Raw genomic sequence first — 14,344 nt, 5'->3', positions numbered from 1 at the left:
CGGATACGAACGGAACGGCTCTACGCGTACGCCAATCACTCATGGAATGGGAAGATTCCGCGTTTGTCGCAACGCCAGGGTGAACGCACGGAAACGGAGGGTCACCATCGGGTGAACAGAGTGTGTGGAGCAGGGAGCACGTACGATCGTGCACTGTGCAGAGTACGGAGAAGTCTTCCCGCCGCGGCACCCGCTCCTCCACGATGGGGGGCATGCCGCTCAACGACATGCCCTGGTGGCGCTGGCGCGCGAACGTGCGCTCCGCGCTGCACATGATCAGCGACCCGGTGTTCCAGCGCGACGTATGGCTCGCCGGGCAGCCGGGCTACGGCGACGTGACCGACGCCGTCTACCGCCTGGTCGAGGACACCTGGCTCGACAACTGGTCCGCGGAGAAGTACGTGGGCACCGTCTTCCGGGACTCCCAGGAGGCGGCCCTGATCGACGTGGCCGTGCTGCGGGTGCTGAAGATATTGCACCAGGTGGGCGCGGACGCCCCCGTCTCCGCCTACCTGGAGCACCACGCGTGGCCGGAGGCCGTGCGGGCCGCCCGCGAGGCGCACGTACGGATGGCGACCGGGGACGGCGAGGACCCGGACACACCGCCGCGCTCACTGGAAATCCTCAAGATCTACACACGCACGGCCTGAGGCGGCCGCGCCGGGCGACGCGAGCGGGGCACCGCCTGCGCGCGCGAGCGGGGCACCGCCTGCGCGCGCGAGCGGGGCACCACCTGCGACGAGACCCGGGGCGCCCGGCTGGCGGACGCCTTGCGACGGCCGGGCGACTTTGTGCGACGCTAGCCCCGTGAACGCCGCCGACGACTCGCAGCCGCAGCCCCAGGAGTACATCCTCACCCTGTCGTGCCCCGACAGGACGGGGATCGTGCACGCCGTGTCGAGCTACCTCTTCATGACCGGGTGCAACATCGAGGACAGCCAGCAGTTCGGGGACCACGACACGGGGCTGTTCTTCATGCGGGTGCACTTCTCCGCGGGCCACCCGGTCACCGCCGGAAAGCTGCGGGCCAGCTTCGCGGCCGTCGCCGACGCCTATGGCATGGACTGGCAGATCACGCCCTCCGCCGAGCGGATGCGGATCATCCTCATGGTCAGCAAGTTCGGACACTGCCTGAACGACCTGCTCTTCCGCACCAGTATCGGCGCGCTGCCGGTGGAGATCGCCGCCGTGGTCTCCAACCACACCGACTTCGCGGACCTGGCCGGCTCCTACGGCGTCCCCTTCCACCACATCCCGGTGACGAAGGAGAACAAGGCCGAGGCCGAGGCGGAACTGCTCTCCCTGGTGGAGAAGGAGAACGTCCAGCTGGTCGTCCTCGCCCGCTACATGCAGGTCCTGTCGGACCACCTCTGCAAGGAGCTGTCCGGCCGGATCATCAACATCCACCACTCCTTCCTGCCCAGCTTCAAGGGCGCCCGGCCCTACCACCAGGCGCACGCCCGCGGGGTGAAACTGATCGGCGCGACGGCGCACTACGTCACCGCCGACCTCGACGAGGGCCCGATCATCGAGCAGGAGGTCGAGCGGGTGGGTCACGACGTCACCCCGGAGCAGCTGGTCGCCATCGGCCGCGACGTGGAGTGCCAGGCCCTGGCGCGGGCCGTGAAGTGGCACAGCGAGCACCGCGTCCTGCTCAACGGCCGCCGCACGGTCGTCTTCGCCTGACGCCCGCCCTCCCGCCGGGCCCCGGGCGGCCTTGCGGCACCGTCGTGTCTCAGGCCTGGCAGAGCGGCACGTCCGCGACGTCCGCCAGGAAGGTCTCCACCGCCGCGCACCAGGCCTCGGGCTGGTCCCAGGGGACGAGGTGCCCGGCCTCGGGGATCTCCGCGTAGGAACCCCGGGGCAGCACGCGCACCATCTCCTGGGCCTCGGCGCGGCCCAGCTCGCCGTCCCAGCCGCGCACGACGAGGGCGGGACAGGACACCTGGGCCAGCTCGTCCCAGTGGGCGTCGTGGATCCAGGACTCCCGGGAGCGGAGCATGTGCCGCCGTTCGAACACCGGGCGCCAGCCGTCGGGCCGTTCCTCCATCACCTCGGCGAAGAACTCCGCGCGGGCCGGGCGGGATCCCTCCAGCCAGGGATCCTCCTCACCGAACCACCGGCGCACCGCGTCGGGGCCGGAGAAGGGCAGCGGCCAGGCCCGGAACCAGTCCTCCCAGCGGCGCTGGCTCGCCTCCCCGAGCGCCACCGCACGCATGTCGCACAGGACCACGGCCCGCACCAGCGACGGCCGGCGCGCGGCGAGCTGCCAGGCGGTGAGGGCGCCCATCGAGTGCCCGACGACGGTGGCCGGGGCGAGCCCCAGTTGTTCGACGACGGCGGCGGCATCGGCCACATAGGCGTCCCGCGTGTAGGGCCCCTCGGGCTTGGCGCTGCCTCCGTGGCCGCGCTGGTCCAGGGCGACCACGCGGTGGCGGGCGGCGAGCCGGCGGGCGGTACCGGTCCACTGGGAGGCCCTTCCCATCAGGCCGTGCAGCAGCAGGACGGCGGGCCCGTCGGCGTACTCCCACGCCGCGAGCGGGAGGCCGCCCGCTCCGGTGACTTCGACGCGCCTGGCCATGAGCCGCACCCCCTGGTACGTGACGTTCAGACCCCCACGCTATCGAAATTCTGTTCGACGTGCGTCTTCACGCGCGCAACACCGCTCTTTCGAGTGACAACGCTCAAGGATTGCCGAAGCGCGCCGAGGGGAGGACTTGAGCGGGACGCGGCCCGGCGGGGAAGACGGGCAGCGGGGAGCCACCCGGACAGCTCGGGGATCCGGGTGGGCTCCACGGGGGCCCAGGGGGGAGGGAACGGGGGAGGAAGGGACTCCGGCGCATGGGGAGGCGCCGGAGTCCCTCGAACAACGGCCCCGGCACCGGCGGCGCCCACGACCCGGCCGGAACCCGGCCGGCCCGCGACGCGGCTACCGCTTGGCGACGAACACGTGCGAGGCGGTCTCCGTGCTCAGCTCCGCCGCCTCACCGCCACTGCCGACCAGGACACCGCCCGCCGACGGGGTCACCGACACCACCGCGCCCGGCTGCACCCCGGCCCGCCGCAGCGTGTACATCAGCTGGGCGTCCGTCTGGATCGGCTCGCCGATCCGCCGCACGACCACGCTCGCGCCCGTCTGGCCCGGCTCCAGGTCGGTCAGGCTGACCATGCCCTCGTCCAGGAACGGGTCCGCGCCGTCCTTCTCGCCCAGCTCCTCCAGGCCCGGGATCGGGTTGCCGTACGGCGACTCCGTCGGGTGCCGCAGCAGCTCCAGGACGCGGCGCTCGACCGCCTCGCTCATCACGTGCTCCCAGCGGCACGCCTCCGCGTGCACGTGCTCCCACTCCAGGCCGATGACGTCGACCAGCAGGCACTCGGCCAGCCGGTGCTTGCGCATCACGCGCGTGGCGATCCGCCGGCCCTCGGAGGTCAGCTCCAGATGCCGGTCGCCCGCGACGTGCACCAGCCCGTCCCGCTCCATGCGCGCGACGGTCTGACTGACCGTCGGCCCGCTCTGGTCGAGCCGTTCGGCGATTCGGGCGCGCATGGGGACCACACCCTCCTCCTCCAGCTCAAGGATGGTGCGGAGATACATCTCCGTCGTGTCGATCAGTCCGGACATGCGTGCCCCTCGATGGCTCGTACGTGGCCCTGGCCTCAATTCTGACGCATGCGACCGGCAACCGGGGCCCCGTGGTTGACAGGCGGACGCCGCGGCACCACGGTTCTCGGCATGACCGATCTGGCCGCCACATATTTCGATGCCGCCATCGCACTGCTGAGGCGCGTGAGGGACGAGGAGTCCGCGGGGATCGAGGCGGCCGCGGCCGCGCTCGCGGACACCGTGGCGGCCGGGGGGCGGGTGTTCGCGTACGGCGCCGGGCACTCCTCGCTTCCCGCCCAGGACGTCGTCTACCGCGCGGGCGGCCTCGCCCTGGTGAACCTGCTGGCCGTGCCCGGCGCGGTCGGCGTGGACGTCGTGCCCGCCACGCTCGGCAGCGCGCTCGAGCAGGTCGGCGGCCTGGCCGGGGTCGTCCTGCGCAGCTCACCCGCGCGGGCCGGCGACCTCCTGGTGGTCATCTCCCTGTCCGGCCGCAACCCGCTCCCCGTGGAGATGGCGCAGGAGGCCAGGGCACTCGGGATGAAGGTGATCGGCGTCACGTCGGTGACGTACGCCGAGGAGACACGCTCACGGCACGCGAGCGGCACCTTCCTCAAGGACCACTGCGACGTCGTGATCGACAGCAAGATCGCGCCGGGCGACGCGGAGCTGTCCGTGCCGGGAATCCCCGCGCCGTTCGGCCCGGCCTCCACCGTGGTGACCAGCGCGCTGATGCAGGCCGTCGTGGCCACGGCCGCGGCGGACCTGGCCGGGCGCGGCGTCACCCCGCCCATGCTCCGCTCGGGCAACGTCGACGGCGGCCACGAATGGAACGCGAAGGTCTTCGAGGAGTACGCGGACCGGATCTTCTACCGCCACTGATCCCGCGCCCGGCCCACGCTCGGGCCCGCGCTCGATCCCACGCTCAGGCCCGCGGCGGCAGGTCGAGACAGGCCGCCACCCGCAGCGCGACGTCCTCGGCGAAGGCGGCGTCCGCCCGGTCGAAGGGGCGGCGGCCGACGCCGCGCAGGAAGGTCAGCACTCCCAGCGTGCGGCCACGGCTGCGGAGCACGGCGCACACGCCGTGGACGGTGCCTTCGGGCCAGCGCCGGGCGGCCGCCCAGCGGTCGACCTGGGCCCGCGCGGCGGGCTCGGCGGCCCCGGCCCCGAAGCCCGCGCGGACGGAGCCGGTCCGGGCGACCGCCTGCAGTGCCGGGTGCCCCTCCCCGTACCGCACCGGGATGCCCCCGGCCACCGGCAGGCAGGGCCCCGCGCCGCCGGAGGGCGTGGCGGCGGCACGGACGAGCCGGACCCCGTCGGGCGCCAGCACGTCGAGCAGCGCGTGCTCGGCGAACCCGGCGAGGGCGAAGTCCACGTAGCAGGTGGCCGCCTCCATGGGCTCCTCGCACTCGGCGACGGCCAGCGCGGCGCGGTGCAGTTGGTTGCTGCGGAAGCGCAGCCGCGCCGCCTCCTGCTCGGCGAGCTTGACGTCGGTGACGTCGTGGAAGAGCCAGCCGACGCCTAGCGGCACCGGCTCCTCCCCCAGCGGCGAGCCGAGCCGCAGGAAGCCGCTGCGCCAGCAGCAGCGGGTGCCGCCCTCCTCGCGCAGGCTCACCCACAGCTCGCCGGGCGCGGGGGGCGCGCCCTCGGCGAGCACGTGCTGCAGGGCGCTCTCCAGCTCCTCCACGCCCTGGTCGAGGAAGTCGCCCAGCGGCCGTCCGAGCGGCGCCTCACGGCTGGTGCGCAGCACGCGCGCGGCGTAGGCGTTGACGACGACGGGGCGCAGGTCGGCGTCGACGAGGACGACCCCGTACGAGGCGTCGTCGAAGAGCGCCTCGCTGAGGGCTATCGAGCGCTCCAGGTCGATCTGGGCGTGCACCTCGGAGAAGGCGCAGTAGACCCCGGCCGGGCGCCCGTCGGAGCCGTGCACGGCGGCGGCCTGGGTCCGCACCAGCACCCGGCGGCCGTCCTTGGTCAGCAGCGCGAACTCGTGGACCTGGCGGCCGTCCGCGGCCATGGCGCCCATCAGCCGCTCGCGCACCTGCTCGGCGTCGGCGGTGCGTGCGGCCCAGCCGGCGAAACCTCGCCGGCCGACGGCCTCCTCCGCCGTCCAGCCCAGGATGCGGGCGGCCTCGGAGTTCCAGTGCGTGATCACTCCGTCGCGGTCCAGGGCACAGAGTCCGGCCTCCATGCCGTCGAGGAGGGCGGCGAGCAGCTGCGGCGTCGCATCGAATGACTGCACGTCTCGACATTCAACCCCTGTGTGACCGACGACACAGGAACTTCACGAAATTCGGTGGCCGGCGTGCCCGTGGTTCGCGGGGCGAAAAAAACCACTTGTCGTCGGACGGAACGTTTCTTAAGGTTACGTGCACACATGAAGGGAGGTGGTCCGAAGAATGAGTTCCCATCGGACGCGTGAGGTGGCTGCGGGCTAGCGCCGCGCTCCTCGCCTGCGCGCGATGTGCGTGGCGGGCCAAATCCATCGCAGTCACCCGACCCGCGGGCTCGTCGGATTCGTCCGGCCGATGCCCGGACGGCGAAGCCGTCCGGGGAGCAGCCCGCGGGTCGCCTGCGTTCTGCGGGCGGTGAGCGGCCCCGCCGTCACGCGGCCGTCACGGCGACAGGCGCCGTACCGTCCAGCCGCCCTCGGCGGCGGTGTACACCAGCCGGTCGTGCAGCCGGTTCTCCCGGCCCTGCCAGAACTCCACGCTGCGCGCGACCACCCGGAAGCCTCCCCAGTGCGGCGGCACGGGCACGTCCGTGCCTTCGGGGTAGCGGGCCGACAGCTCCTCGTAGCGGTTCTCCAGGTCCTCCCGCGAACCCACCACCGAGGACTGCTCGCTCGCCCAGGCGCCGATCCTCGAGCCGTGCGGCCGGGTGCGGAAGTACGCCTCGGTCTCCTCGCGCGAGACGCGCTCGACGGCGCCCGCCGCGATCACCTGACGGGCGATCGGGTGCCAGGGGAAGAGCAGCGAGGCGTACGGCCGCTCGCTGAGCTCGCGGCCCTTCCTGGAGCCGTAGTTGGTGTAGAAGACGAACCCTCGGTGGTCGTAGCTCTTCAGCAGGACCGTGCGCGAGCTGGGCAGGCCCTCGGCCCCCGCGGTGGAGACCACCATGGCGTTGGGCTCGTCGACACGGGCGTTGACGGCGTCGGCGAACCAGTGCGCGAACTGCGTGTACGGGTCGCCTGCCAGCTCGGCCTCGGTCAGTCCGTGGGCGCGGTACTGCTTGCGCATGGCGGCGGGGTCGTGGTGACTGTGCTGCACCCGCACATCTTGCAGCACGGCGGCGGCACCGTGTGCCGAACGGTGCCTCCGGAGCCTGCGCGGGAGGCACCCGGGAGGTGTGCCGCAACGTGTGCCGGACCTCACGCTTCACGTCACCTGCGGGAGGGGACAGACTTACAGGCCGGGTATCTGTGCCCTCTCGACATCGGGGGATATCGTGCGGGCACCCAGTGCCGACCCCATGCCCCACCCCGCGTGCCACAAGCACCACCGGATCGTCGACCGCATCAAGAGGAGCCGCCTGATGTCCGACTTCGTACCCGGACTCGAGGGAGTCGTCGCCTTCGAGACGGAGATCGCCGAACCCGACAAGGAAGGCGGCGCGCTGCGCTACCGCGGGGTCGACATCGAGGACCTGGTGGGCCACGTCTCCTTCGGGAACGTGTGGGGCCTGCTGGTCGACGGTGCCTTCAACCCCGGCCTCCCCCCGGCCGAGCCGTTTCCGATCCCCGTGCACTCCGGCGACATCCGCGTCGACGTCCAGTCGGCGCTGGCGATGCTCGCGCCGGTGTGGGGTCTGCGGCCGTTGCTGGACATCGACGCCGAGCAGGCCCGCGAGGACCTGGCGCGCGCGGCCGTGATGGCGCTGTCGTACGTGGCGCAGTCGGCGCGCGGCCAGGGGCTGCCGATGGTGCCGCAGCGGGAGATCGACAAGGCGCAGTCGGTGGTGGAGCGCTTCATGATCCGCTGGCGCGGCGAGCCCGACCCCAAGCACGTCGCCGCCGTCGACGCCTACTGGACCTCCGCCGCGGAGCACGGCATGAACGCGTCGACGTTCACCGCCCGGGTGATCGCCTCCACCGGTGCCGACGTGGCCGCCGCGCTGTCCGGCGCGGTGGGGGCCATGTCGGGCCCGCTGCACGGCGGCGCGCCCTCGCGCGTGCTGGGCATGATCGAGGAGATCGAGCGGACCGGCGACGCCGAGGCGTACGTGAAGCAGGCCCTGGACAAGGGCGAGCGCCTGATGGGCTTCGGCCACCGCGTCTACCGCGCCGAGGACCCGCGGGCGCGCGTGCTCCGCCGTACGGCCAGGGAACTGGGCGCCCCCCGGTTCGAGATCGCGGAGGCGCTGGAGAAGGCCGCCCTGGAGGAACTGCACTCGCGCCGCCCGGACCGCGTCCTGGCGACCAACGTGGAGTTCTGGGCCGCGATCATCCTGGACTTCGCCGAGGTCCCGGCCCACATGTTCACCTCGATGTTCAGCTGTGCGCGTACCGCCGGCTGGTCCGCGCACATCCTGGAGCAGAAGCGCACCGGCCGCCTGGTGCGCCCGTCGGCCCGCTACGTCGGCCCGGGCGCCCGCGACCCGCGCGAGGTCGAGGGGTACGCGGACATCGCACGCTAGTGCGCTGAGGTGCACCCTGGGGGCATGAGGCTGTTCGTGGCCGTCGTGCCCCCCAGGTTCGCCCTCGCCGAGCTGGGCGGGACCGTGGACGCGCTCCGCGCCCTGCCGGGTGCGGACGGCCTGCGCTGGACGGAGCGTGCCGGGTGGCACGTGACGCTGGCGTTCCTGGGCGAGGTGGACGAGGGCCTACTGCCCGCCCTGGTCGAGCGCCTGGACCGGGCGGCGCGCCGCCACCCGCCCTGCGAGATCGCGCTGACCGGCGGCGGCCGCTTCGGCGACCGAACGCTGTGGGCCGGTCTGGACGGCGACGACCTCGGACGCGCTGCCGCGGCCGCGCAAGCCGCCGCCCGGCGGGCCGGCCTCCACCACGAGGACGAGCACGCCCGCTTCCACGCCCACCTCACACTGGCCCGGCAGCGCGCCGGGCGCACCAGGGTGGGCCTGAGGCCCTTCACGGACGCCCTCGCGCGGTTCGCGGGCACACCGTGGACGGCGGCGGCGGTCACCCTGGTGCGGAGCCATCCGCCCACACCCGGGGTGCCGGGGGCGCAGCCCCGCTACGAGACGGTGCGGACCTGCCCGCTGAGGCCCTGACGCCGTCCCGTTAACCTCGATGCGTGGACCCGAAGACCCGTACCCGAGTAATGACCGCCGCCCTCGCCCTGCTGGTGGTCGTGGTGATCGTCGGCACGTTGGTGCGCGGCTGACCGGCCTGACGGCCGGAGGGGGCCGGTCGCATCAGGAGCCGGCATAGACCCTCTCGACGAATTCCGCGACCTGTTCGTCGGTGAGGTGGCGGGCCAGGTCGGCCTCGGTGATGATGCCGATCAGCTTCTTGTTCTCGACGACCGGGAGCCGCTTGATGCGGTGCGACTCCATCTCGCTCAGGACGTCGGAGACGTCGGCTCCCGCGTCGATCCAGCGGGGGGTGCCCTCGCACAGGTCGCCGCACTTGACCTTGGAGGGGTCGCGCCCCGCGGCGATGCACTTGGTGACGATGTCCCGGTCGGTGATGATGCCGCACATCCGGTCGTTCACGTCGTGGACCGGCAGCGCGCCGACGTTGAGCTCGCGCATGAGCTGCGCGGCCCGGTCGAGAGTCTCGGTCGCCGGTATCGCGCGGGCACCGGGGTGCATGATCTCTTTGGCTGTGGTCATACCCTCATCGTGCGCCCGACCGGGTGAATCTGCGACCGGGCGCACGAGGGTGCGGACACCGGGGACGGCTACCAGGCGAAGGCCTCCGGGGACGGGCCCGGGCCGGGGAAGATCTCGTCCAGCTCGGCGAGCAGTTCCGCCGGCAGCTCCAGTTCGACGGCACGCAGCGCGGAGTCCAGCTGCTCCCGGGTCCGCGGACCGACGATCGGGCCGGTGATCCCGGGGCGGCCCAGCAGCCAGGCCAGGGCGACGTCACCGGGCTCCAGGCCGGCCTTGCCGACCACGTCCTCGTACCGCTGGATCTGCTCGCGCAGGACGCTGTCCTTCAGCGAGTCGGCGCTGCGGCCGGAGGTGGAGCGGGAGCCGCCGCCCTCACGCTCCTTGCGCAGCGCACCGCCCAGCAGGCCGCCGTGGAGCGGCGACCAGGGGATGACGCCCAGGCCGTACTCCTGCGCGGCCGGGATCACCTCCATCTCGGCGCGGCGCTCGACCAGGTTGTACAGGCACTGCTCGCTGACCAGGCCCAGCGAGTGGCGCCTGGCGGCGGCCTCGTTGGCCTGGGCGATGCCCCAGCCGGAGAAGTTGGACGACCCGGCGTAGAGCACCTTGCCCTGCTGCACCAGGACGTCGATGGCCTGCCAGATCTCCTCCCACGGCGTGGCGCGGTCGATGTGGTGGAACTGGTAGACGTCGATGTGGTCCGTGCCCAGGCGCTTCAGGCTCGCCTCGGCGGCGCGGCGGATGTTGAGCGCGGAGAGCTTGTCGTCGTTCGGCCAAGGGGCGCCGTCGGTGCCCATGTTGCCGTAGACCTTGGTCGCCAGGACGGTCTTGTCGCGGCGGCCGCCGCCCTTGGCGAACCAGCTGCCGATGATCTCCTCGGTGCGGCCCTTGTTCTCGCCCCAGCCGTAGACGTTGGCCGTGTCGAAGAAGTTGACGCCCGCGTCGAGCGCGGCGTCCATGATGGCGTGGCTGTCGGCCTCATCCGTCTGCGGGCCGAAGTTCATCGTTCCCAGTACGAGCCGGCTGACCTTGAGTCCGGTACGTCCGAGCTGTGTGTACTCCATGGGGACCAGCCAAGCCGTTGGAGTGCGCTCGAATCAAGCGGAGTTGCGGGGATGCCGGTACGGCGCCCCCAGGCCCCACGCCTGGTGCGCGGCATCGGCGAACGCGGCCGCCAGCCGGTGCTCCCCGCGGGCGTTGGGGTGGGTGCCGTCGTAGGTGTCCCGCGCGACGTCGTAGCCGGCCGGGCGGGAGGCCAGCAGCAGCGGCGAGACCGGGGTGCCCAGGTCGGCGACCGTCTTGGCCAGGCGGGTGTTGAACTCCTCGCACTGCGCGCCGAATCCGGGGTCCTGATCGCAGCGCGAGTTGGGTATGACGGGCAGCAGCACCGCGGCGACACCGGGGTTGGCCGCCCGCGCCCGCCCGATGAACAGCCGCACATTGGCCTCGGTCTGCTCGGGGTTGGTGTAGAAGCCGAGGTCGATCAGGCCGAGCGACACCAGCAGCACGTCGGGACGGTGCTCCCGCACCGCGCCCTCGATCAGCGGCGCCATGTGCAGCCACCCCTCGCCCCAGCCGGCCAGGTGGCGGCGCGCGCGGACGGGGAAGGCGGGGTCGGCGTAGCGCTGCGAGACGGCCGCGTCGGCCCCGGGGTCGTACAGCGCGGTCCGCGGGCCGACGATCTCGAAGTCCTCGCCCTCCGTCCCCAGCGACCGCAGGTGCTGCCACATCCGGTAGCGCCAGGTGTGCTCCCCCGCGCTGCCGATCGTCATGGAGTCGCCGACGAACATCCACGCCGTACGGCGTCCGAACGTGCGGCGGGGCCCGTCACCGGGGCCGGGGGGTGCACTGGACATGGAGGGGATCTTAGGGCCCGCAGGCCGTCGGCACGGCCCTGACCTCGGGTCCGGCGGTGTCGGCACCGTCACTGCCGGGGGCCGGGAACGCCGGGCGGGGCTGTGGCCGGTCCTGTGGATTGGCCCAGTGGCCGGGCGACCCAATGGCCCTGCTGAGGCAGCCGTTCCGTTCCTAGGGTGACGGGCATGACGCACTCGGTGGACTTCTACTTCGACCCCATCTGCCCCTTCGCCTGGATCACCTCCCGCTGGATCCTGGAGGTGGAGCGCGAACGCGAACTGCTCCTGCGCTTCCGGGTGATGAGCCTGTCCGTCCTCAACGAGGGCCGCGAGGGCCTGCCGGAGCGCTACGAGCGGCTGCTGAGCACCGGCTGGGGGCCGGTGCGGGTGTGCGTCGCCGCCGCGCGGCACCACGGGGAGCACGTGCTGCGGGAGCTGTACACGGCGCTCGGCACCCGGCTGCACGTACAGGACCGCCCGGCTTCCGACGAGGTGCTGCGCGAGGCGCTGGCCGAGGCGGGCCTGCCGCCGGAGCTGGCGGAGGCCGCCGGGAGCACCGCGTACGACGAGGAGCTGCGCAGGAGCCACCACGAGGGCATGGACCCGGTCGGGGAGGAGGTCGGCACGCCCACCCTGCACATCGACGGGGCCGCGTTCTTCGGTCCGGTCCTCACCTCGATCCCGCGCGGCGAGGAGGCGGCGCGGCTCTTCGACGGGGTGCGGGCGCTGGCCGGCCACCCCACCTTCTTCGAGCTGAAGCGCAGCCGCACCGGCGGCCTCGACTTCGCCTGAGCCGGCCACCTGGCAGGCTTGGCGCATGCGCCCACTGCTCGCCGCGGCCGCGGCCTCCGTCCTCGTCATGGGTCCCCTGATCGGCACCGCGTCCGCCGACGACGGGGAGTCCGTGGCCTTCACGATGCCGGACCCGCGGATCACCGAGTCGAGCGGCCTGGCCGCCAGCCGTCTCCACAAGGGCGTCTACTGGACCCACAACGACAGCGACGACGGCCCGTACGTCTACGCCGTCGACTCCGCCACGGGGAAGACGGTCGCCACCGTCACCCTGCGCGGCGTGGGCAGCCCGCGCGACGTCGAGGCGATCGCGATGGGCCCGGACGGCGCCCTGTACGTCGGCGACATCGGCGACAACCTCGACGGCTCCTGGCCGCACGTGTGGATCTACCGCTTCCCGGAGCCGAAGCGGCTGGCGGACCAAACGGTCACCGCGACCCAGTTCACCGTCACCTACGACGGCGGCCCGCGCAACGCCGAGGCGCTGATGGTCGACCCGAAGTCCGGGCGGGCGTACATCGCGAGCAAGAACGAGGACGGCGGCGGCCTCTACGAGGGCCCGGCCAAGCTCTCCGCGAGCGGCACCAACGTCTTCCGGCGCATCGCGGACATCCCGCTGTGGATCACCGACGGCGCCTTCTCCCCGGACGGCAGCCGGCTGGTGCTGCGCGGCTACTTCGGCGCCCTGATGTACCGCTGGGCCGACGGCACGGCGCGCCGGATCGACCAGATGCACGTGCCCCTGCAGCGGCAGGGGGAGTCCGTCGCCTTCACCCCGGACGGCCGGGCCCTGATGTACGGCAGCGAGGGCACCGGCAGCGAGGTCTGGCGCGTGCCGCTGAGCGGGGACGACCTGCCCGACGCGGCCCGCCGTGCGGCCTCCTCCCCCGGGACCTCGGGGACCTCCTCGGCGGACGCAACCGGTTCCGGTACGGACGAGCCCGGTTCGACGCGGCAGTTCGCGCTGGGCGCCGTCACCCTGGCCGCGGTCGCCGCGCTGCTGATGGGCGTGCGCCGGCTGCTGCGCCGGGAGCGCTGAGGCACCGCGGGAACGCCGACGGGCGGGGCGGTCGCCCCGCCCGTCGGCGGTGGTGCTGGCCCCGTGAGGCCCGGGATCAGAGCCGCTCGACGACGAAGTCGACGCAGGCGGTCAGGGCCTCGACGTCCGCCGGATCCACGGCCGGGAACATCGCGACGCGCAACTGGTTGCGGCCCAGCTTGCGGTACGGCTCGGTGTCGACGATGCCGCCCGCGCGCAGCACCTTGGCGATCGCCGCGGCGTCGACGTCCTCGTTGAAGTCGATCGTTCCGACGACCTGCGAGCGCTTGGCCGGGTCGGTGACGAACGGGGTGGCGTGCTTGGAGTCCTCGGCCCAGCCGTACAGCTTGCGGGAGGAGGCGGCGGTGCGGCCCACCGCCCAGTCGAGGCCGCCCTGGCCGTTGATCCACTCCAGCTGGTCGTTCAGCAGGAACAGGGTGGCGAGCGCCGGGGTGTTGTACGTCTGGTTCTTCTTCGAGTTGTCGATCGCGGTCGGCAGGTCGAAGAAGGCCGGGATGTGGCGGCCCGACGCGGCGATCCGCTCGGCGCGCTCCAGCGCGGCCGGGGAGAACACGGCGATCCACAGCCCGCCGTCGGCGGCGAAGGACTTCTGCGGGGCGAAGTAGTAGACGTCGGTCTCGGCGATGTCGACCGGCAGGCCTCCCGCGCCCGAGGTGGCGTCGACCAGGACGAGGGCCCCCTCGTCGGCGCCGGCGACGCGCCGCAGCGGCATCGCGACACCCGTGGAGGTCTCGTTGTGGGTGAAGGCGTAGACGTCCACACCCGCCTCGGCGGCGGCCTCGGGGTGCGAGCCCGGGTCGGCGGAGATCACGGTCGGCTCCTCCAGCCAGGGCGCCAGCTTGGCGGCCTTGGCGAACTTCGAGGAGAACTCGCCGAAGCTGAGGTGCTGCGACTTGCGCTCGATCAGTCCGTGGGTGGCGATGTCCCAGAAGGCGGTGGAGCCGCCGTTGCCGAGCACCACCTCGTAGCCCTCGGGGAGCGCGAACAGCTCGCGGATACCGTCCCGGACCCGGCCGACCAGGTCCTTCACCGGCGCCTGCCGGTGAGAGGTGCCCATCAGCGAGGTGCCGGTCGCGGCCAGCGCGCTGAGCGCCTCGGGTCGCACCTTGGAGGGGCCCGAACCGAATCGTCCGTCGGCGGGCTTGATGTCAGCGGGAATCTGGATCTCGGCCACGTTCGCAGCGTAATGCGTGACGACCCCGTCACGGGGCTCCGTTCCATCCGGTGAGACATGCGCCGCGG

Annotated in this window: 15 protein-coding genes; 7 read left to right on the top strand and 8 right to left on the bottom strand. The window is 72.7% G+C overall.

What is annotated here, in order from left to right:
* Window positions 1–203: 203 nt before the first annotated feature.
* The gene (locus AC3EUJ_RS04145) at window positions 204–650 is read left to right on the top strand and encodes an SCO4402 family protein (RefSeq protein ID WP_431959604.1); all 447 of its coding nucleotides are present in this window, start codon (window positions 204–206) and stop codon (window positions 648–650) included.
* 157 nt (window positions 651–807) lie between these two features.
* Window positions 808–1,686, top strand: a complete 879-nt coding sequence (gene purU / locus AC3EUJ_RS04140) for a formyltetrahydrofolate deformylase (RefSeq protein ID WP_431959523.1) — start codon at window positions 808–810, stop codon at window positions 1,684–1,686.
* Window positions 1,687–1,735: 49 nt separating this feature from the next.
* Here the strand turns inward: purU and AC3EUJ_RS04135 are convergent, their stop codons facing one another.
* Window positions 1,736–2,581: an alpha/beta fold hydrolase gene (locus AC3EUJ_RS04135; protein ID WP_431959522.1), complete on the bottom strand. Its 846-nt coding sequence runs from the start codon at window positions 2,579–2,581 to the stop codon at window positions 1,736–1,738.
* A gap of 348 nt (window positions 2,582–2,929) precedes the next feature.
* A complete protein-coding gene (locus AC3EUJ_RS04130; protein ID WP_431959520.1) occupies window positions 2,930–3,622 on the bottom strand; it encodes an iron-dependent transcriptional repressor DtxR in 693 nt (230 codons plus the stop codon).
* A 111-nt stretch (window positions 3,623–3,733) separates the two neighbouring features.
* Here AC3EUJ_RS04130 and AC3EUJ_RS04125 point away from each other — a divergent pair, with 111 nt between their 5' ends.
* Window positions 3,734–4,483 carry an SIS domain-containing protein gene (locus tag AC3EUJ_RS04125; protein WP_431959519.1) on the top strand — a complete coding sequence of 250 codons (750 nt, stop codon included), beginning with the start codon at window positions 3,734–3,736 and terminating at the stop codon, window positions 4,481–4,483.
* A 43-nt stretch (window positions 4,484–4,526) separates the two neighbouring features.
* Here AC3EUJ_RS04125 and AC3EUJ_RS04120 read toward each other — a convergent pair whose 3' ends face one another.
* Entirely contained in the window at window positions 4,527–5,843 is a 1,317-nt protein-coding gene (locus tag AC3EUJ_RS04120; RefSeq protein ID WP_431959518.1) for a PAS domain-containing protein, read from the bottom strand.
* Between the two features lie 373 nt (window positions 5,844–6,216).
* Complete coding sequence (pdxH, locus tag AC3EUJ_RS04115; protein WP_431959603.1) at window positions 6,217–6,840, bottom strand: pyridoxamine 5'-phosphate oxidase; 624 nt, start codon at window positions 6,838–6,840, stop codon at window positions 6,217–6,219.
* Between the two features lie 295 nt (window positions 6,841–7,135).
* Between pdxH and AC3EUJ_RS04110 the strand changes: the two genes are divergently transcribed.
* Together AC3EUJ_RS04110 and thpR are read left to right on the top strand one after the other, a co-directional pair.
* Window positions 7,136–8,236, top strand: coding sequence for a citrate synthase 2 (locus AC3EUJ_RS04110; RefSeq protein WP_431959517.1), 1,101 nt, complete (start codon window positions 7,136–7,138; stop codon window positions 8,234–8,236).
* 24 nt (window positions 8,237–8,260) lie between these two features.
* The gene (gene thpR / locus AC3EUJ_RS04105; protein WP_431959516.1) at window positions 8,261–8,830 is read left to right on the top strand and encodes an RNA 2',3'-cyclic phosphodiesterase; all 570 of its coding nucleotides are present in this window, start codon (window positions 8,261–8,263) and stop codon (window positions 8,828–8,830) included.
* Between the two features lie 144 nt (window positions 8,831–8,974).
* Here thpR and AC3EUJ_RS04100 read toward each other — a convergent pair whose 3' ends face one another.
* The 3 genes from AC3EUJ_RS04100 to AC3EUJ_RS04090 form a co-directional block, all read right to left on the bottom strand.
* Entirely contained in the window at window positions 8,975–9,394 is a 420-nt protein-coding gene (locus AC3EUJ_RS04100) for a CBS domain-containing protein (protein ID WP_431959515.1), read from the bottom strand.
* Window positions 9,395–9,462: 68 nt separating this feature from the next.
* Window positions 9,463–10,458: an aldo/keto reductase gene (locus AC3EUJ_RS04095; RefSeq protein ID WP_431959513.1), complete on the bottom strand. Its 996-nt coding sequence runs from the start codon at window positions 10,456–10,458 to the stop codon at window positions 9,463–9,465.
* Window positions 10,459–10,491: 33 nt separating this feature from the next.
* On the bottom strand, window positions 10,492–11,184 hold the full coding sequence (locus AC3EUJ_RS04090; protein WP_431959602.1) for a GDSL-type esterase/lipase family protein: 693 nt from the start codon (window positions 11,182–11,184) through the stop codon (window positions 10,492–10,494).
* Between the two features lie 252 nt (window positions 11,185–11,436).
* Here AC3EUJ_RS04090 and AC3EUJ_RS04085 point away from each other — a divergent pair, with 252 nt between their 5' ends.
* Both AC3EUJ_RS04085 and AC3EUJ_RS04080 read left to right on the top strand, forming a co-directional pair.
* Window positions 11,437–12,042 (top strand): mycothiol-dependent nitroreductase Rv2466c family protein, encoded by a 606-nt coding sequence (locus AC3EUJ_RS04085; protein WP_431959512.1) that lies wholly within the window; start codon window positions 11,437–11,439, stop codon window positions 12,040–12,042.
* Between the two features lie 25 nt (window positions 12,043–12,067).
* A complete protein-coding gene (locus AC3EUJ_RS04080) occupies window positions 12,068–13,081 on the top strand; it encodes a hypothetical protein (RefSeq protein ID WP_431959510.1) in 1,014 nt (337 codons plus the stop codon).
* Window positions 13,082–13,157: 76 nt separating this feature from the next.
* Here AC3EUJ_RS04080 and serC read toward each other — a convergent pair whose 3' ends face one another.
* On the bottom strand, window positions 13,158–14,276 hold the full coding sequence (serC, locus tag AC3EUJ_RS04075; protein ID WP_431959509.1) for a phosphoserine transaminase: 1,119 nt from the start codon (window positions 14,274–14,276) through the stop codon (window positions 13,158–13,160).
* Window positions 14,277–14,344: the final 68 nt, after the last annotated feature.

Source organism: Actinacidiphila sp. bgisy160 (assembly GCF_057707815.1).
The sequence above is the reverse complement of the archived record's forward strand: the minus strand, read 5'-3'. Positions and strand labels throughout refer to the sequence as shown.